Here is a 17,587-nt window from a genome sequence, read left to right as displayed (position 1 = left end):
GGCAAATGGCCATGCAATCCACCCGGCGGGCCGACAGCAGACAGACACTTAGCGAGCGCGGGGAGTTCACTCGGCGGCGGGTTGCGGGATGGATGGTTGGTATCTATGCGCAGCTTGCCGGGTGGTTCACAGCCTTGCTGGCCGCTCAACCTGAGGTTGCGTTCGCTAGCGCTAAAAACAACAAACCCGGCACGTGGCCGGGTTTGTTGGGGTTGCAGCAGGGCTTACTTGATCTCGACGGCCAGGCTGTCGTGGATCTTTTTGTTCCAGATCGCTGGACCGGTGATATGCACCGACTCGCCCTTGGTGTCGACCGCCACGGTTACCGGCATGTCTTTCACGTCGAACTCGTAGATGGCTTCCATACCCAGTTCGGCGAAGGCCACCACGCGCGACTTCTTGATCGCCTGGGCGACCAGGTAAGCAGCGCCGCCAACGGCCATCAGGTACACGGCCTTGTTGTCCTTGATCGCTTCGATGGCAATCGGGCCGCGCTCGGATTTACCGATCATGCCCAGCAGGCCAGTGCTTTCGAGGATCTGCCGGGTGAATTTGTCCATCCGCGTGGCGGTGGTCGGGCCGGCTGGGCCAACCACTTCTTCGCGCACCGGATCAACTGGGCCGACGTAATAGATAAAGCGGCCTTTGAGGTCCACCGGCAGCTCTTCACCCTTGTTCAGCATGTCGACCATGCGCTTGTGCGCAGCGTCGCGGCCGGTGAGCATCTTGCCGTTGAGCAGCACGGTCTCGCCCGGCTTCCAGCTCTGCACGTCTTCTGGGGTCAGGGTGTCGAGATCCACGCGGCGTGCGCTCGGGCCGGCTTCCCAGACGATTTCCGGGTAGGCGGACAGATCCGGCGCTTCCAGCTCGGCAGGGCCTGTGCCGTCGAGCACAAAGTGGGCGTGACGGGTGGCGGCGCAGTTGGGGATCATGCACACCGGCAGGGAAGCGGCGTGGGTCGGGTAATCCATGATCTTCACGTCGAGCACGGTGGTCAGGCCGCCCAGGCCCTGGGCGCCGATGCCCAGCTGGTTAACTTTTTCGAACAGTTCGAGGCGCATTTCCTCGATCTTGTTCTGCGGGCCGCGGGCTTTCAGCTCATGGATGTCGATGTGCTCCATCAGCACTTCCTTGGCCATTACCGCAGCCTTCTCGGCGGTGCCGCCGATGCCGATACCGAGCATGCCCGGTGGGCACCAGCCGGCGCCCATTTCTGGGACGGTTTTCAGAACCCAGTCAACGATCGAGTCGGACGGGTTGAGCATGGCCATCTTCGACTTGTTCTCGGAGCCGCCGCCTTTGGCTGCGACGTCCACTTCCACCTTGTCGCCAGGAACGATGGAGTAGTGGATCACGGCCGGGGTGTTGTCCTTGGTGTTCTTCCGCGCGCCAGCTGGGTCGGCGAGGATCGAGGCACGCAGGACGTTTTCCGGCAGGTTGTAAGCGCGGCGCACGCCTTCATTGATCATGTCGTCGACGCTCATGGTGGCACCGGTCCAGCGCACGTCCATGCCGACGCGGATAAATACGGTGACGATACCGGTGTCCTGGCAGATCGGCCGGTGACCGGTGGCGCACATGCGCGAGTTGATCAGGATTTGCGCCATGGAGTCGCGTGCGGCGGGGGACTCTTCGCGCAGGTAGGCCTCATGCATGGCCTGGATAAAATCCACGGGGTGGTAATAGGAGATGAACTGCAGGGCGTCGGCGACGCTCTGGATCAGGTCGTCTTGCTTGATCACGGTCATGCTTGGCGCTCCTTTTTGTAAAGGTAGGAGTAGGGCAGGAACTTCGAACAGCGCTGGGTCACGGCCCGGCGCAGGGCTATCAAGGTCAAAGGACAAGGCCAAAGCACAAGATAAAAAGGCGCAGCAGTATACCGCGCACGCCGTCAGGCGGACACCTGTACGGCCCCAGACTATGGTCGCTGATCGGCCATTTGAGCCGACTAATGACCTGGGAGCGGCCTAGGCATTGTCTAAGCACAGGGGTACAGTGGCGGCTAGATGCCAGCATGGGACGGAGCCCATAAACCCATGAGCCTAAGTAGCCAGCGGGTAACCCAGCGATCTCTGCAAAGCCTGCTGCTGAAACGTTTCGGCATGGCAGTGGCAACCTATGCGCTGACCGGGCTGTTGTGCTGGATTGGCGTTTTTGCCGGGCTGTTTCATGCATCGCCCTTGACCGCTCTGACCATCACCGCCTTGGCCGCACTGAGTCAGCTGGTGTTTCTCGGGTTGTTTCTGTCCCATTTCAATCTGCGTTTAGCCGACCCCAGCCTGACTGAACCCCAGGTGCTGGTGGCATTGGCCTGGCTGACCGTGCTGTTGTCGCTGTTCAGCGAAGGGCGCGGCAGCATGCTGGTGATCTATCTGCTGATTCTGCTGTTCGGCGTGTTCCAGTTGCCGCCGCGGGTCTTCGCTCGTTGCGCGCTGTTTGCCTTCTTCGGCTTTGCCGGCCTGAACCTATATGAAGCCTATACCCTGCAGTTGAGCGAACCGCGTGTGGCGCTGATGCAGGCGTGCGTGCTGGCGGTGGTGCTGGTCTGGCTGTGTCTGTTTGCCAGTTACGCCCAGGCCATGCGTCAGCGGATGCGCCAACGGCGTTTTGCCTTGCAGGCGCATCAGGACACGCTGCGTGGCATGATGCGTCAGCTCGAAGATCTGGCCGCCACGGATGAGTTGACCGGTTTGTGCAACCGTCGGCACTTCCTGCGCCTGGCCAGTCGTGAGCTGGAAGGGCTGCGCAACGGACGCCAGCATGGTTTGGCGTTGCTCGATCTGGATCATTTCAAGCGGATCAATGATATCCATGGCCACGCCGCTGGGGATCGGGTTCTGCAGACGTTCGCCGCCGTCGCCCGCGCCTGCCTGCGCGATGGTGATGTGGTAGCCCGCTACGGCGGTGAGGAATTTGTGTTGTTGTTGCCCAATACCGAAGCCGATCAGTTCACCGCCTGCTGCGAGCGCCTGCGTGAGGCCTTTAGCCGCGCCGAGCCGCTGGGCGTGAAAGTGGCCAGCCTGAGCGTGTCCATCGGCATGACGTTGCTGACCGTGCACGATGATCTCGACGAAGCCCTGCAACGTGCCGACCAGGCGCTGTACCAGGCCAAACGCGACGGCCGTAACCGTTGCGCGGCGACCTGGGAGGATGTGGATGCCTGAGTTGCGGGCCGCGGGACGCAGTCTTGAGGTCGCCCCCGCCAGTAATCTGCTGGACAGTCTGTTGGCTGCCGGCATCGCCGTGCCCTACAGCTGCCGCGCTGGCAGTTGCCATGCCTGCCTGGTGCGCTGCGTGGGTGGCGAATTGCTCGATGGCAAACCCGAGGCCCTGGACGCTGCACGGCGCGAGCAGGGCTGGCGCCTGGCCTGCCAGTGCCGCGTGGTCGAGGACTTGCAGATCGAGGTATTCGACCCGCTGCGTGATGCGGCCCCAGCCGTTATTCACAGTTGCGACTGGCTCCGCAGCGATGTGCTGCGTCTGCGCCTGGCCCCACAGCGGCCGCTGCGCTACAGCGCCGGCCAGCACCTGCAACTCTGGACTGAGGACGGCATTGCCCGGCCATATTCCTTGGCCAGCGTGCCGGGCGATGATCCTTGGTTGGAGTTTCATATCGATTGCCGTCAGGGCGGCGCGTTTGCCACGGCGGCGCGGACGTTTCAGCCAGGCGATAGCCTGCGCCTGGGCGAATTGCGCGGTGCGGCGCTGCACTATGACCCGGACTGGCAAGCCCGGCCACTCTGGTTGATGGCAGCCGGCACCGGGCTGGCGCCGCTGTACGGGGTGCTGCGTGAAGCGCTACGCCAGGAGCATCAGGGCGTGGTCCGGGTTATTCACCTGGCCCATGATGCGTCTGCGCATTACCTGGCCGAGCCCTTGCAAGCGTTGGCGGTCAGCCATCCTCAGGTGCAGGTCGAGCTGCTTGTCGCGGCCGAGTTGCCGGCTGCTTTGGCCGAACTGCGCCTTGTATCGCGGCAAACCATCGCCTTACTCTGCGGCCACCCCGACAGCGTCGAAACCTTTGCGCGCCGCCTGTATCTGGCGGGTTTACCGCGTAGCCAGGTTTTCGCTGACGTCTTTTTGCCCCACGCGCGCTAGCCGTTCAGGTTTCAGCGCGCGGGTGGCCTGCCGTGAGGATTGATGATGAGCGAGCATCTGCTGGTTGAGCGTGAGCAAGGGTTGCTGACCCTGCGCATGCACCGCCCCGACAAGAAAAATGCCCTGACCCGCGCCATGTACAGCGGCATGGCCGAAGTGCTGGCGCAGGCCGATCAGGATAAAAGCGTGCGTGCCGTGCTGATCACCGGCAGCGACAGCTGCTTTACCAGCGGCAATGATGTCGCCGACTTTATTCAGGCACCGCCCACCGGGCTGGGCAGCGAAGTGTTCCAGTTTATGCTGGCGCTGTTCGAGTTCAGCAAACCGGTGGTGGCCGCTGTCAACGGCCCGGCGGTGGGCATCGGCACGACCATGCTGCTGCACTGCGACCTGGTGTATGTCAGCCGTGATGCCAAGTTAAAGATGCCGTTCGTTAATCTCGGTCTGTGTCCGGAATACGGTTCCAGCCTGATCCTGCCGCGTCTGCTTGGCCACGCTCGCGCTGCTGAGCTGCTGCTGCTCGGGCAGAGCTTTACCGGTGAGCAGGCCGCAACCTGGGGCATCGCCAACCAGGCGCTGGACAGCGGCGCGGCAACCCTGGCCAAAGCTCGCGAAATGGCCCTGCGCTTTCAGCAACTGGCACCGGCTGCAGTGGCGGATAGCAAACGCCTGATGCGCGCGCCGGATCGCGAGCAACTGCGCCGGGTAATTGAAGAGGAGGGCGCGCTGTTCGGCCAGCGCCTGCGCTCGCCGGAAGCCATCGAGGCACTGACCGCCTTTATGCAGCGGCGCACGCCGGACTTCAGCAAGTTCGCCTGATGCTCTGAAACAAACAAAAAAGGCTCTGTAGCAGGACTGTTTTGCAGGCCGCTTTTGTAGGGTGGGTTAGTGGCGCGGGGTTAGTTGTGGGCGGCACCACGCCATTCGGGCGCCGCGTAACCCACCATTGCGGTTTGCCGGTAGGCCGCCATGGTGGGTTACGGCGCGTTGCAAGTCGGTGGTGTTTGCCTAATCCCGGTTCGCGCCTAACCCACCCTACGTATTACAGCTGTTCATGCACCGCATAGCTGTTAGGGGCGGCTCAACAGATAACTGGCAAATAGCCAACAAAAAGGCCGCTCGATTGAGCGGCCTTTTGCGTTGCAGTGCAGCAGTTACACCAGCGCTTCACCGACATGAAGCAGCTTCATGGTGTTGGTGCCGCCGATGGTGTGGTAGCTGTCGCCCTTGGTCAGGATCACCCAATCACCGGTTTGCACCACGCCGCGCTTGAGCAGCTCGTCCACCGCGGCCTGGCTGACTTCCGCCGGTTGCAAGGCGGCTGGGTCGAACGGCACGGTGTAGACGCCGCGGAACATGGCCGCGCGGGCCTGGGTTTCGCGGTGCGGAGAGAAGGCGAAGATCGGCACCGAAGAGCGGATGCGCGACATGATCAGCGGGGTGTAGCCACTTTCGGTCAGCGCGATGATCGCCTTGACGCCCGGGAAGTGGTTGGCGGTGTACATGGCCGCCAGGGCAATGCTTTCGTCGCAGCGCTCGAACTCGGTGCCCATACGGTGGCTGGACTTCTTGCTGGTCGGGTGCTTTTCCGCGCCCAGGCAAATGCGTGCCATGGCCTGCACCGCTTCCAACGGGTAGGCGCCGGCGGCGCTTTCCGCCGAGAGCATCACCGCATCGGTGTAGTCGAGCACGGCGTTGGCCACGTCGGAGACTTCCGCGCGGGTCGGCATCGGGTTCTGGATCATCGATTCCATCATCTGCGTGGCCGTGATCACCGCCTTGTTGTGGCGACGGGCGTGCAGAATGATTTTCTTCTGGATGCCGCACAGTTCGGCGTCGCCGATCTCCACACCCAGGTCACCACGAGCAACCATCACCGCGTCACTGGCGCGGATCAGGCCGTCGAGGGTTTCGTCGTCGGCCACGGCTTCGGCGCGTTCGATCTTGGCCACCAGCCAGGCGGTGCCGCCGGCTTCGTCGCGCAACTTGCGCGCGTAATGCATGTCGTCGGCATCGCGCGGGAAGGACACAGCCAGGTAATCCAGCTCCATCTCGGCAGCCAGTTTGATGTCGGCTTTGTCTTTCTCAGTCAAGGCCGGCGCAGTCAAGCCGCCGCCACGGCGGTTGATGCCTTTGTGGTCGGACAGCGGGCCGCCGATGATCACTTCGCAGTGCAGGGCATCGCTGGTGGCGCTGACAACGCGCATCACTACGCGGCCGTCGTCGAGCAGCAGCTCATCACCGACGCCGCAATCCTTGACCAGATCCGGGTAGTCGATGCCGACGATGTCTTGCGTACCGGCAGTCAGCGGATGGCTGGTGGAGAAGGTGAAGCGGTCACCGAGTTTCAGTTCGATGCGCTTGTTGGCGAATTTTGCGATGCGGATTTTCGGGCCTTGCAGGTCACCGAGCAGGGCAACATGGCGACCATGCTTGGCGGCCAGCTCGCGTACCAGCTTGGCGCGGGCTTTGTGCTCATCGGGCGAGCCGTGGGAGAAGTTCAGGCGGGCGACATCCAGGCCAGCGATGATCAGCTGTTCAAGCACTTCGGGGCTGTTGCTGGATGGGCCGAGGGTTGCGACGATTTTGGTGCGGCGAAAGGTCATGCACAGACTCCTGAGTTGCATCTGAGCACGAGGCTACTATGCCGCAACGCTGTAGTCATTGTTCCTCTGTACTACCTTGCCCGGCCTGCTAGCGATTAAGTGCCTGATCCAGATGGCGGGCAGCCTTGTTGTTTAGCTCGCTGCCGGGGTATTGCACCAGCAGGCGCCGCAGGTAGGTGATGGCCTTGTCGCGGCTGGCCTGGGGGTTATCCGGGGCCAGGTACATCAGACCGAGCTGGTACAGGGCTTTTTCCTTGATATCGGCGGGGATGCCGGGGTCGCTCAGGGCCAGCAGGTAGAGCTCTTCGGCTTCAGCGACGCGATTCTTCAGCACGGCGCGGCGTGACAGCAGGGTCATATCCGGGTCGAGGCTGGGTTTGTACAGATCAAGTTGCTGGTTGGGCTTCCAGTGCGCGAGCAGTTCGCGTGAGGTTTTGTGCACGGGCTCGTCTGCGCGCTCGCGGATCATCACAATTCGCGCCTCGGCCCGTTCGGCTGCGCGGCTGGCGGGGAACTGGTTGAGCACCTGATAGAAGTAGTTGAGCGCTTTGTTGTCGTCGCGCTGCTCGTTGAAGCGGTTCATATAGAGCAAACCGATCTGGTACAGCGAGATGGCGCGCACCTCATCGCTGAGCTTCTCATCGCGGTAGCCCGTGAGATACAGCTGCTCGGCCTGTTCACTCTTGGCATCGCGTATGGCCTGGGCGCTGTAGGTCAGCAAGTCGCCTTCATCCTCGATGGCGGCGAGCATGCGGTTGTTTTTCAGGGTCTTGTACTCGACCACTTCGTTGGTGGTGATCTGCGCAATAAACAGCGGGGTGGTGGGCGAGCAGGCGCTCAACAGCGCGGTACACAGCAGCACTAACAGGCGAGAAGACGACGACATGACAGCTCCTGGGCGCAATGGCCGTTGCGCGCCAGTCTAGTCAGGCGTGCGGGCGCAGGCCAAGTGGCTGGCGGCATTACCCATCAGAGGATATGTTGCTGCAGAATTTTCCCCGGCAGTCGATACACTGCTCATCGGAGGAGAGGCTTATGCGCATACTGTTTATTGTTCTGCTGGTGCTGGGTGTGGCGGGTTGCAACCGTTATTCGTTTGATCACCACCTCAATAGTGCCTATGAGGCCTATGACCGTGGTGAGTGTGAGGCGGCGATCCTGTCGCTGTCCAAGGCCGAACGCAACAGCCGCTCGCGGCGTAATATGCAGCCGGAAATTTCCCTGCTGCGTGGCCAGTGCCTGGAGCGTCAGGCGCTGTTCGTCGATGCCATGCAAACCTATCAGTTCATCACCACCCATTACCCGGCCAGCGAATACGCCTACCGCGCTCGCGCGCGTATGGATACCCTGCGTCAGTTGGGGCATGACAGCGTCGATGTGGCGGTCAAGGTCAATCCGGTCAAGCCTTGACCGCTGGTCGTTACAGGCCATAGAAGGCTATTCTCGGCAGTAAGCTGAGACTTTACGGGAGGGAATCCATGCGCGTTTTGTTGTGCCTGTTGTTATTGCCGGGGTTGGCTGCTGCGGAAATCTATCGCTGGACCGATGCCAACGGCCAGGTGCATTTCGGCCAGCGCCCTGCGGCGGCAGGGGCCGAAAAGGTCGAAGTCAAACCGCAGGTGGTTGAGCGTGACCAACTGACCCGTGAGCGCGAAGAACGCACCAATCGCTTCTACGACGCGCGCCGCGAGGAGCAGGCGCAGGCTTCGGCGGTCGCGGCGGAAAATCAGGCCAAGCGCGCTGAGGAATGCCGCGAATTGCGCAAAAAACTGGCCTCGATTCCCGAAGGACGCAGCTATTACCGCACTGAGGCGGATGGGCAGCGTAGTTATTACAGTGATGAACAGGTCGATACCGCTCGTCAGCAACTGCAGAGCCGGGTGTCTGAACGCTGTTCCTGAAACTGGTTTAAGCGCAGTAGTGAGGCCATACTCAATGGCCATCTATAGCGATTTGCCACTATGCCGAAGCATATTCAGCGCAGCATCGAACGCCATCAGTTGCCCTACTACCTGAAGGTGTTCAACCGCATCACCGACAAGCCCATGGGCTATATCGGTAACGTCTCCCTGGACGGGCTGATGCTGATCAGCCAGCTGCCGCTGCTGGTGGGCGCGCGTTTTGACATGCGCCTGAAGATCCCCGGGCACGATGCGCCGCACTACATCGATTTCTCCGCCACGTGCCAATGGTCCCGCGAGGATGTCAGCCCTGGCTGCTATGACTCCGGCTTCGCCCTGGTCGCTCCGCCCGGTGACTATGTCGAGATGGTCGATGCGCTGCGCCATTACTTCAGTTTCCGCCCTATGGCTGCATCGGCCTGACCTAGCTGCGTTTAGCCGGCAATAAAAAACCGCCCCGAGAGGCGGTTTTTTATTGCCGTACGCTTTAGGCGCTGACGGTTTGTTCCAGCTGCAGCAACGCGTCGGAGCGCGATTGCACTTCGCGGTAGCGCTCGGCGTCGCTGGCAAGAACGGCACCCATGGCTGGGAAGATCTCGTTCAGCTTGTTGCTCCACTGCTCTGATTTGACCTGCGCGCCAAAGCAACGCTGGATCAGATCAAGCATGATCGACACGGTAACCGATGCACCTGGCGATGCGCCGAGCAGGGCGGCGATGGAGCCGTCCTGGGCAGCCACCAGTTCGGTGCCGAACTGTAGGATGCCGCCGTTCTTCGCGTCTTTTTTGATGATCTGCACGCGTTGGCCAGCCATCTCCAGGCGCCAGTCTTCGGCTTTGGCTTCCGGGTAGAAGCCGCGCAGGGTTTCCAGGCGCTGTTCTTCGGACTGCAGCACTTCCTTGACCAGGTAGCGGGTCAGGTCGAAGTTGTCGCGCGCCACTGCCAGCATCGGGCCGATGTTGTTCGGGCGTACCGACAGCGGCAGGTCGAGGAAGGAGCCGTGACGCAGGAACTTGGTCGAGAAGCCGGCGTAAGGGCCGAACAGCAGCGAGGTCTTGCCATCCACCACGCGGGTATCCAGATGCGGTACCGACATTGGCGGCGAGCCGACCGCGGCCTGGCTGTAGACCTTGGCCTGGTGCTGTTTGACCACTTCCGGGTTGTCGCAACGCAGCCACTGGCCGCTGACCGGGAAGCCGCCAAAGCCTTTACCTTCCGGAATGCCGGACATCTGCAGCAGCGGCAGCGCCGCGCCACCGGCGCCGAGGAAGACAAACTTGGCCTGAATCTCACGGCTGCTGCCGTTCTGCTGATCTTTGACGCTGACGCGCCAGCCATCGGCATTACGCTTGAGGCCGACAACCTTCTGGCTGCAGGTGACTTTGGCGTCTGCCTGCTGGCCGAGGTGGTCGAGCAGGTGCTTGGTCAGGGTGCCGAAGTTGACGTCGGTACCGGCCATGACGCGGGTGGCGGCAATCGGCTCGTTCGGGTCGCGTCCCGGCAGCATCAGCGGCATCCACTCGGCCATGGTGGCGCGGTCTTCGGTGTATTCCATCTCGGCGAAGGCGTGGTGCACGGTCAGCGCGTCAAAGCGCTTCTTCAGGTAGTCGATACCTTTCTGGCCGCGAACGAAGCTCAGGTGTGGAACCGGGTTGATAAACGACTTAGGCGAACCGAAGCGGCCTTTCTCAACCAGGTAGGCCCAGAACTGCTTGGATTCTTCGAACTGGGTGTTGATGGTCACCGACTTCTTGATGTCGATCGAACCGTCCGCCGACTCCGGCGTGTAGTTCAGCTCGCACAGGCCAGCGTGGCCAGTGCCCGCGTTGTTCCACGGGTTGGAGCTTTCAATCGCTCCGGAGGCCATCATCTCGAGCACTTCCAGCTTGATTGCCGGGTCGAGTTCCTTCAGCAGTACGGCCAGGGTCGCACTCATGATGCCGGCACCAACCAGCACCACATCCATTGTTTCGTAATCGTTTTGCGCCATTACCACTTCTCCGCAAACCAGCACTCAATAGACGTTAGTCAGCTTATGTATGCACACAGCCAATCAGCAGTCGGCGAGACGCTCAGGGTTGAAGGAAGCAGGCTTCTGGGTGCAGATGCCAACCGCGAGATCGTTCATTTTCGCCACACTCTTGTGAAGTTTTCCAAACCGTTTTTTCACGCTCTTTTGGAGTCGTGAACCTCAAAACACGTCAGCCTGGGCCAACTTTTTCCACGACGTGAAGCGACCATTGCAGCAACTGCATGGCATTTCACAGTGGGAAAAAGCGGCAGCCGGAAGGCAGCGCGAAGTGGGCGACTCTCTGGGGCGCGGCCGATGAATGGTGCATCAGCGTGACGGCAGGGCCCGAACAGGAGGCGTCCTTATAATCGGGGCGCGATTATAAGGGCAAAGCAGGAAAATTGATCGCCTGGTGTGACTTTTCTTCTTCCGCTGGTCAGGCCGCCAGCGTTTGCCGCACGCGCAGGCATGGCGTGACCTGGACGGTTCTGACGCCGGCTGGCAGCGGCCGATTGAGCCAGCTCATGCAGCTGTGTTGCACCTCAATCCAGCCAGAGCCTTGTGGCGCCTGGGCTGACTGGCGCAGGGCGCGGCAGATGCCTTGCTCATCAACCAGGGCAAATGAGCGCATCGGACGACGTGGGGCGAGCAGGCTGCGCAGTGAAAACATGGCGGGTCACTCACTAACAGGGAAGACTAAAGTCTTATGCCTGATGCGCATGACAAGGGCGTTACGGGAACCTGTTGGCGCGATAAACGTCCTAGCGCTGTCAGGCATTTACTGCGCTGGTTATACTGCGCGCCACTTCTACCCCTTATTTATGGAGAGTTGAGCATGCTGCATCGTCTGCTGTTTGGTCTGGTGGCTGTTGCCAGCCTTACTCTGGTGGGTTGTGCCCACAGCCCGCAACAACTCAGCCCACAACCCAAACTCAATAGCCCACTGACCGCCGTTGGCCAGGGCCAGCCGGTGGTGGTGCGGGTGGCCGACGGTCGTCCTTCGCCCGTGCTGGGCACCCGTGGTGGTCTCTACCCGGAAACCAGCGCCATCAGCGTGACCGGCCAGGACGTTCTGCCCAAGCTACAGGCCCAGGCTGAAGCGGCTGTACGTCTGCTCGGCTTTACCCCAAGCGCCAACGCCTACAATGCGCCGCAGCTGACCCTGACTCTGGCTGAGCTGAAGTACCAGTCGCCGAAAGAAGGCCTGTACGTGACTGAGGCTGACATGACCGCGACCTTCCGCGTTGATGTGCAGAACAGCAGCCGTCGTTACAGCGGCCGTTACGGCGCGTCACTGAACCAGCGCTTCGGCATGGCGCCGAATCAGGCGACCAATACCAAGCTGATCAGCGATGTGTTGAGCGATGCCTTGACCCGCGCCTTCAAGGACCCGACCATCGGCCAAATGCTCGCGCAGTAAACCTTGCTGCGGTCATGAAAAAGCCCGGACTATTCCGGGCTTTTTTACATCTGCATTTTGCGGCCGTTCAGGCAGCTTCGCTGTAGAACTCGGGCATGCTCATGCCGGTCAGCGTATCGACATCAGGCAGGGCGTAATGCTCGTGGCCGCCCATGGCGCAGTAGACCAGCCAGTGGTCGTCTTGCACATTGAAAGACAGCCCGTCGATGACGGCTTCCACGTCATCCAGCGAATCGATCAGGTAGTCGCGGTCTTGCGGTTGGGCGTGCAGCATGGTGCGTTCCTCCATGGATGATTAAGACCTGTCACCGTGCTTGAAGCCTTTTTGGCCAAGGCGTTGGGACGAGTGTTAGACCATAGCTCACGTAGATGACAGTGTTTAGACCGCTTGGTCATAGCAGCTGCGATTCGTCGGAATCGAGCCGCGAGTGCGGCAACCTTCGGTAGACTCCGCGGCCGTATTTGGACTGCCCGATACTGCATCGGGTGTGCTGCTAATTCAGGCGCGGTGTTAACCGCATGCCTTATAGACGTAGAGGTTGAGCATGTCGTTGCAAGCGCTCTGGTTGCTGATCGAAGGTCAGCCTGGACAGTGGCTTAATGGCCTTGCGCTATTTTTTGCCCTGGCCGGCGCCTGGTTGCTACTGGCTACCCGCATGCGTGAGCAGCGTGCGCAGGCCCGCTTGCTGGCGGGCAGTCAACTGAATGAGCTGGCGGATGAGGCCTATGCCTTCGATGAGCCGACACTGCGGCTGAACCAGTTTTTCTACCGTTTTGCTTATGCCTGCCTGGCGTCGGCCTTGCTGCTGTCCTGGCTTAGCACACAGCTGTAACTCGGTTTCTCCGGCAATAAAAAACGGCAGCCAATGGCTGCCGTTTTTTTGGGCTGCGCTTTGCCTAAAGCGGCAGACCGGCCTTGATCCGGTACTGGTTACGCACCGGGTTGGCGTATTGCAGGATCAGGTAGGGCTGCTGCTCACTCGGGCAGTTGGCCAGGCGCTGTTGCCATTCGCTCTGCGCCGCACTGAGCTCTGCTGCGGGGAACAGTTCTGCAGCGCTGGGCACGGCCAGCTCCGGGTCGCGGTCAGCCCACATGGCATAGGCCAGGTAGTGCACGGGAAACAGCCGATAACCCGTGAGAATCTGCCGGTCCATTTCCGCCGCCAGCAGCTTGCTGTCCTCCAGCCCCTGGCTGACCGGCGCGCCGAAGTGCACATGCACGCGGCCTTTGTAACCGGTGATGCCGAGGGCGATGCTCTGGTCATCCTCGCCTGCAGCCTTGGTGTAGCTGCCACTGCTGGCGCGGATAAACAGCTCACGGGCCTTGGCCTGGTCGCAGGGGTCGTACTCGTAGCTGATCGATACCGGGGTCAGGCGCAGGGCACTGATCACCTCGGCAAACGGCTCAGCCTTGCGGCTCATATGGAACATCTTGAGGATCGCCGAATCGGTGCGGTCATCACCATCCTTGGCGCGGCCCTCGGCCTGGGCGATCCAGATCGACTCGCCATCATTGCGGATCGAATGGTTGATATAGGCCGACAGCAGCTGATAGGCCGCCAGCTTCTCGCGCCGTCCGCTGATCGATCGGTGCACGATAAAGCTCTTGTTCAGGCGCATTAGGTCGCTGACAAACGGCTTCTGCAGCAGGTTGTCGCCGATGGCGATGCGCGGCGTCGGCAGGCCGGCGTGGTACACCGCGTAATTGACGAACGCCGGGTCCATGACGATATCGCGGTGGTTGGCGAGGAACAGATAGGCGTTGCCGGCCTGCAGGTGTTCGATGCCGGAATAGCTCACGCCATCGGTTGCCTGCTCAATGCTGCGGTCAACATAGCTCTCGATGCGCGTCTGCAATTGCGCCACCGAACTCACGTCGCGAAACTCAAGACGCAGGCGATAGGCTATAAGTGGTTTAAGCAGCCAGCCTAAAGGTGCCGCCAGGCGCGGGAAGCGGAACTGGGTGAGGATGCCGAGAAACGCATCGTCGGCCAGCAGGCGCGCCAGCACGGCAGGGACTTCGGCGTCGGCGTAAGGTCGGATGGCATCGAATTCGCCCATCATGCTCTCTTGTTGTGGTTGGCTGTGGAGATGCTCACTGCGCTGGTCGTCGCGCCGGACAATGGATAATGCGCGACTGCAGGGCCAGCTATAGACCGGCGATTATAACGCCAAGTCACAAGGAGACAGCGATGCTGGAAAGCCAGGACTACCAATGCCCTTATTGCGGCGAGCAGGTTGAGGCGCTGCTGGACCTGTCGGCCGGCGATCAGCAGTACATTGAAGACTGTCCGGTGTGCTGCCGGCCGATCGTGTTTTCGCTGCAGACCGATGGTGAGGACTGGAGCCTGGATGTGCGTGGGGAGAATGACTGATGCAGCGAATCTACGAGCCGCAGGACCTGATGGAAGGCGAGCTGCTGCTGGGGATGTTGGCCAGTGAGGGGATCGACGCCTACCTCACCGGGCAGCACCTGGCTGGCGCTGTGGGCGAGTTGCCCGCCTGTGGCTTGCTCGGGGTGATGGTTGAGGATGACCAGGCGCACAGCGCACAACAGCTGATCGCCGCGTACAATGCCGCGCTGCCGCTGCCCAGTGATGAGCCGGATAATTTCCAGGGTACGCTGCTCTGCTGATTGCCTGGTTATGGTCTGCTGCGCGTCGGCCCTGCGGCCTTTCCTTCACGAGTTATCGAGTTTTCCATGTGTGGACGTTATGCCCTGTTCCGTTGGACGCCTGCATTTGCGGCGATTCCCGGTTTTCCCGCTGATCAGTTACCGCACTGGAGCATTTCGCCCAATAGCCAGGTGCTGCTGCTGCGCAACGTCGAGGGCGAGCGTCAGCTGACGCGTGCGCGTTGGGGGCTGACCCCGCCCTGGTTGACTGACCTGACCAAGACCCCGGCCCAAGCGCGGGCGGAAACCCTGGCCGAGCAGCCGATGTTTCGGGAGGCGTTTCGCCTGCGTCGCGGCCTGCTGCCTGCTAACGGCTTTTATGAATGGCGCGGCACCGCGCGCAAGCGCCCGTATTGGCTCACCGGTGAGACGACACCGCTGTATTTCGCCGCCTTGTGGGAGGCTTATCCGGTAGAGGGTTGTGTTTACCTGAGCGCGGCGGTGGTGACTCAGGCGGCGGCCAGCCAGCGCCGCCCGCTGATTCTCGATGAAGCCGGGCAGGCCGCCTGGTTGGCTGCCGATACTCCGGCGGCCGAGTTGCAGGCCTTGTTGGCGAGCCCGCAACCGGCGTTGCGCGAGCGGGTGCTGGCCAACCTGATCAATGATCCCAAGCTCGATGCCCCTGAGTGCCTGACGCCGGCCTAGGCCATTAACAGGGCGCAAGAAAAAGGGCGGACTGTTATGGCAGTCCGCCCTTTTTGTTGCAGCCAGATCAGACCCTGAACTGGTTGATCAGCCGACGCTGCTGTTCGGCCAGCTTGGTCAGTTCGGCACTGGCCTGGCTGGCTTCGTCGGCGCCGCCGGCCACTTCATTGGCCACCTGGCCGATATTGGTGACGTTGCGGTTGATGTCTTCGGCCACCGCGCTTTGTTCTTCGGCGGCGCTGGCGATCTGCGTGTTCATGTCGTTGATCACCGATACCGCCTGAGTGATCGATTCCAGCGCCTCGGCGGCTTGGCTGGCCTGTTGCACGCTGACCTCGGTCTTGCCCTGACTGTCCTCCATCACCTTGACCACGTCGCGCGTGCCCTGTTGCAGCTGCTGGATCATGGTCTGGATTTCTTCGGTGGCCTTCTGGGTTTTCTGCGCCAGGTTGCGCACCTCGTCGGCCACCACGGCAAAACCACGGCCCTGTTCCCCAGCGCGGGCGGCCTCGATGGCAGCGTTGAGCGCGAGCAGGTTGGTTTGCTCGGCAATCCCGCGAATGGCTACCAGGATGGCATTGATGTTCTCGCTGTCCTTGGCCAGGGTTTGCACCACGGTGACCGCGCGACCAATTTCCTGCGCCAGGGCGGCAATCGCCTCGGCGGTGTGCTGCACCGTCTGCTTGCCCTGATTGGCCGCGCGATCCGCATGGTTGGCGGCCTCGGCGGCATGGGTGGCGTTGCGTGCCACGTCCTGAGCGGTGGCGGTCATTTCATGCACGGCGGTGGCGACCAGTTCGATCTCCGCCAGCTGTTTCTGCACACCGGTGTTGGTGCGGATGGCGATGTCAGCGGTGTGCTCGGAGGAGTCGCTGACCTTCTGCACCGAGCTGACCACCTGGGTAATCATGCTTTGCAGTTTGCCGAGGAAGGTATTGAAGCCCTTGGCGATATCGCCAAGTTCGTCGCTGCGGTTCACCTCCAGGCGGCGGGTCAGATCACCCTCGCCCTGAGCGATGTCGTCAAGCATGCTCACCATCTGCTTCAGTGGCTTGGCGATACCGCGGCTGACCAGCCAGATCACCAGTAGGCCTAGCGCGGCAATCAGCAGGCCGACCAGGGTCATATTCAGGGTGTCAGCTTGCCGCTGATTGGTGAGGTCACCATGCAATTGCTGCAATTCGGCCATTACGGTGTCGAGCGGCAAGACCAGCATCAGGGTCCAGCGCGCGTCGGTGTCACCTATGCCGAAGGAGAGGAACAGCTCGATATGGCTCTCGGCTGGATTAGCCTCGTGGTGGATGTCGTAGATGATCTGCCCAGGTTGCAACTGCTTGAGGTTTTCCAGCTCGTTGGCATCCAGCAGTTCGGTGGCAGGGCTGCCCAGTTTGTCTGGTGCCTGGGTGGATGCCACCAGGCGGCCGTGGCTTGAGATCAGCGCCATTTCACCTGCGCCGTCGTACAGCTGATTGTCTGCGTTGACCAGCAGGTCCTGGATAAAGTTGACGCCCAGATCGGCGCCGACCATGCCCTTGAAGGTGCCGTCGATAAGAATTGGGCTGACGAACGACGCCAGCATCACCATCTTGCCGCCCATTTCATAAGGCGCCGGGTCGATCACGCAGGCCTTCTTCGCATCGCGTGGGCATAGGTAATACTCGCCAGCGCGTACGCCGGTGGGTAGCGGCTTCTCGTTCTCCAGGTCGGTCAGTAGCTCCTGGGCCAGGCTGCCGTCATCGTTGCGGTACCACCAGGGAATAAAGCGGCCGCTTTCGTTAACCGCCGGATTGCCGATGCCAGCGTAGATGGCGTCGCTGTCATCCAGGCCGTTGACGGCCCAGCCGATATAGGAGCCAAGCAATTTAGGGTGTTGCACCAGGATTTCGCGGGCCAGGTTGTTGAGCTCTTCGCGGCTCATGGAGAGCATGGCACTGCCGTCCTCACTCTTCAGGCCAAGTAGACGGCTGGTGTTGGCCAGCTCGGCGGTGATCATCAACGGGTATTCCAACTCGGCCTGGATCTGCAGCGTCTGTGTGTACGCCAGAGCGCTCAGGCGTTGTTTGATCACCTGCTCAAGCAGGCCCTGGGTGCGCGCCTGGGTCAGTTCCTGGCTGCGGCCGCTGGCGTACAGTGCATAGAGAATCAGGGCTACGACGATGGCCAGGATGCTGGCCCCGGCGAGAGTGGCAATGGTGGTCTGGATCGAGCGAAATTTCATGGAAGCTCCACACA

Annotated in this window: 19 protein-coding genes; 11 read left to right on the top strand and 8 right to left on the bottom strand. The window is 61.4% G+C overall.

Annotation, left to right across the window (positions count from 1 at the left end):
* Positions 1 to 224: 224 nt before the first annotated feature.
* Positions 225 to 1,748: a fumarate hydratase gene (locus tag P3C18_RS10085; RefSeq protein WP_275961727.1), complete on the bottom strand. Its 1,524-nt coding sequence runs from the start codon at positions 1,746 to 1,748 to the stop codon at positions 225 to 227.
* Between the two features lie 288 nt (positions 1,749 to 2,036).
* Here P3C18_RS10085 and P3C18_RS10080 point away from each other — a divergent pair, with 288 nt between their 5' ends.
* From P3C18_RS10080 to P3C18_RS10070, 3 genes are read left to right on the top strand one after another with little or no spacing between them, the layout of a single operon-like run.
* Positions 2,037 to 3,164: a GGDEF domain-containing protein gene (locus P3C18_RS10080; RefSeq protein WP_275961726.1), complete on the top strand. Its 1,128-nt coding sequence runs from the start codon at positions 2,037 to 2,039 to the stop codon at positions 3,162 to 3,164.
* A complete protein-coding gene (locus P3C18_RS10075) occupies positions 3,157 to 4,098 on the top strand; it encodes an iron-sulfur-binding ferredoxin reductase (RefSeq protein ID WP_275961725.1) in 942 nt (313 codons plus the stop codon). The genes P3C18_RS10080 and P3C18_RS10075 overlap by 8 nt, the downstream gene beginning before the upstream one ends.
* Positions 4,099 to 4,143: 45 nt before the next feature.
* Positions 4,144 to 4,917, top strand: coding sequence for an enoyl-CoA hydratase (locus tag P3C18_RS10070; RefSeq protein WP_275961724.1), 774 nt, complete (start codon positions 4,144 to 4,146; stop codon positions 4,915 to 4,917).
* A 335-nt stretch (positions 4,918 to 5,252) separates the two neighbouring features.
* Here the strand turns inward: P3C18_RS10070 and pyk are convergent, their stop codons facing one another.
* Together pyk and P3C18_RS10060 are read right to left on the bottom strand one after the other, a co-directional pair.
* Positions 5,253 to 6,704 carry a pyruvate kinase gene (pyk, locus tag P3C18_RS10065; protein WP_275961723.1) on the bottom strand — a complete coding sequence of 484 codons (1,452 nt, stop codon included), beginning with the start codon at positions 6,702 to 6,704 and terminating at the stop codon, positions 5,253 to 5,255.
* An 88-nt stretch (positions 6,705 to 6,792) separates the two neighbouring features.
* Positions 6,793 to 7,590: a tetratricopeptide repeat protein gene (locus tag P3C18_RS10060; protein WP_275961722.1), complete on the bottom strand. Its 798-nt coding sequence runs from the start codon at positions 7,588 to 7,590 to the stop codon at positions 6,793 to 6,795.
* A gap of 149 nt (positions 7,591 to 7,739) precedes the next feature.
* On the opposite strand from P3C18_RS10060, the gene P3C18_RS10055 reads away from it, so the two are divergent.
* From P3C18_RS10055 to P3C18_RS10045, 3 genes are all read left to right on the top strand, one after another.
* The gene (locus P3C18_RS10055) at positions 7,740 to 8,114 is read left to right on the top strand and encodes a tetratricopeptide repeat protein (protein ID WP_275961721.1); all 375 of its coding nucleotides are present in this window, start codon (positions 7,740 to 7,742) and stop codon (positions 8,112 to 8,114) included.
* 68 nt (positions 8,115 to 8,182) lie between these two features.
* Positions 8,183 to 8,605 carry a DUF4124 domain-containing protein gene (locus P3C18_RS10050; RefSeq protein WP_275961720.1) on the top strand — a complete coding sequence of 141 codons (423 nt, stop codon included), beginning with the start codon at positions 8,183 to 8,185 and terminating at the stop codon, positions 8,603 to 8,605.
* A gap of 60 nt (positions 8,606 to 8,665) precedes the next feature.
* Complete coding sequence (locus P3C18_RS10045) at positions 8,666 to 9,028, top strand: PilZ domain-containing protein (protein WP_275961719.1); 363 nt, start codon at positions 8,666 to 8,668, stop codon at positions 9,026 to 9,028.
* 64 nt (positions 9,029 to 9,092) lie between these two features.
* Here P3C18_RS10045 and mqo read toward each other — a convergent pair whose 3' ends face one another.
* Both mqo and P3C18_RS10035 read right to left on the bottom strand, forming a co-directional pair.
* Positions 9,093 to 10,595 carry a malate dehydrogenase (quinone) gene (mqo, locus tag P3C18_RS10040; RefSeq protein WP_275961718.1) on the bottom strand — a complete coding sequence of 501 codons (1,503 nt, stop codon included), beginning with the start codon at positions 10,593 to 10,595 and terminating at the stop codon, positions 9,093 to 9,095.
* A gap of 457 nt (positions 10,596 to 11,052) precedes the next feature.
* Positions 11,053 to 11,286, bottom strand: a complete 234-nt coding sequence (locus P3C18_RS10035; RefSeq protein WP_275961717.1) for a hypothetical protein — start codon at positions 11,284 to 11,286, stop codon at positions 11,053 to 11,055.
* Between the two features lie 165 nt (positions 11,287 to 11,451).
* Between P3C18_RS10035 and P3C18_RS10030 the strand changes: the two genes are divergently transcribed.
* Positions 11,452 to 12,036, top strand: coding sequence for a YajG family lipoprotein (locus P3C18_RS10030; protein WP_275961716.1), 585 nt, complete (start codon positions 11,452 to 11,454; stop codon positions 12,034 to 12,036).
* A gap of 67 nt (positions 12,037 to 12,103) precedes the next feature.
* Here the strand turns inward: P3C18_RS10030 and P3C18_RS10025 are convergent, their stop codons facing one another.
* Entirely contained in the window at positions 12,104 to 12,310 is a 207-nt protein-coding gene (locus P3C18_RS10025; RefSeq protein ID WP_275961715.1) for a hypothetical protein, read from the bottom strand.
* Positions 12,311 to 12,581: 271 nt separating this feature from the next.
* Here P3C18_RS10025 and P3C18_RS10020 point away from each other — a divergent pair, with 271 nt between their 5' ends.
* Positions 12,582 to 12,869 carry a hypothetical protein gene (locus P3C18_RS10020; protein WP_275961714.1) on the top strand — a complete coding sequence of 96 codons (288 nt, stop codon included), beginning with the start codon at positions 12,582 to 12,584 and terminating at the stop codon, positions 12,867 to 12,869.
* A gap of 64 nt (positions 12,870 to 12,933) precedes the next feature.
* Here P3C18_RS10020 and P3C18_RS10015 read toward each other — a convergent pair whose 3' ends face one another.
* Positions 12,934 to 14,100, bottom strand: a complete 1,167-nt coding sequence (locus P3C18_RS10015) for a 1-acyl-sn-glycerol-3-phosphate acyltransferase (protein ID WP_275961713.1) — start codon at positions 14,098 to 14,100, stop codon at positions 12,934 to 12,936.
* A 128-nt stretch (positions 14,101 to 14,228) separates the two neighbouring features.
* On the opposite strand from P3C18_RS10015, the gene P3C18_RS10010 reads away from it, so the two are divergent.
* From P3C18_RS10010 to P3C18_RS10000, 3 genes are all read left to right on the top strand, one after another.
* Complete coding sequence (locus tag P3C18_RS10010) at positions 14,229 to 14,411, top strand: CPXCG motif-containing cysteine-rich protein (RefSeq protein WP_090375916.1); 183 nt, start codon at positions 14,229 to 14,231, stop codon at positions 14,409 to 14,411.
* Positions 14,411 to 14,671 (top strand): DUF2007 domain-containing protein, encoded by a 261-nt coding sequence (locus tag P3C18_RS10005; RefSeq protein WP_275961712.1) that lies wholly within the window; start codon positions 14,411 to 14,413, stop codon positions 14,669 to 14,671. The genes P3C18_RS10010 and P3C18_RS10005 overlap by 1 nt, the downstream gene beginning before the upstream one ends.
* Positions 14,672 to 14,737: 66 nt before the next feature.
* Entirely contained in the window at positions 14,738 to 15,355 is a 618-nt protein-coding gene (locus tag P3C18_RS10000) for an SOS response-associated peptidase (protein WP_275961711.1), read from the top strand.
* A gap of 67 nt (positions 15,356 to 15,422) precedes the next feature.
* Here P3C18_RS10000 and P3C18_RS09995 read toward each other — a convergent pair whose 3' ends face one another.
* Positions 15,423 to 17,573: a methyl-accepting chemotaxis protein gene (locus P3C18_RS09995; protein ID WP_275961710.1), complete on the bottom strand. Its 2,151-nt coding sequence runs from the start codon at positions 17,571 to 17,573 to the stop codon at positions 15,423 to 15,425.
* Positions 17,574 to 17,587 lie beyond the last annotated feature (14 nt).

The sequence above is a fragment of the Pseudomonas sp. 1928-m genome (genome assembly GCF_029269135.1).
GTDB lineage: Bacteria > Pseudomonadota > Gammaproteobacteria > Pseudomonadales > Pseudomonadaceae > Aquipseudomonas.
The sequence above is the reverse complement of the archived record's forward strand: the minus strand, read 5'-3'. Positions and strand labels throughout refer to the sequence as shown.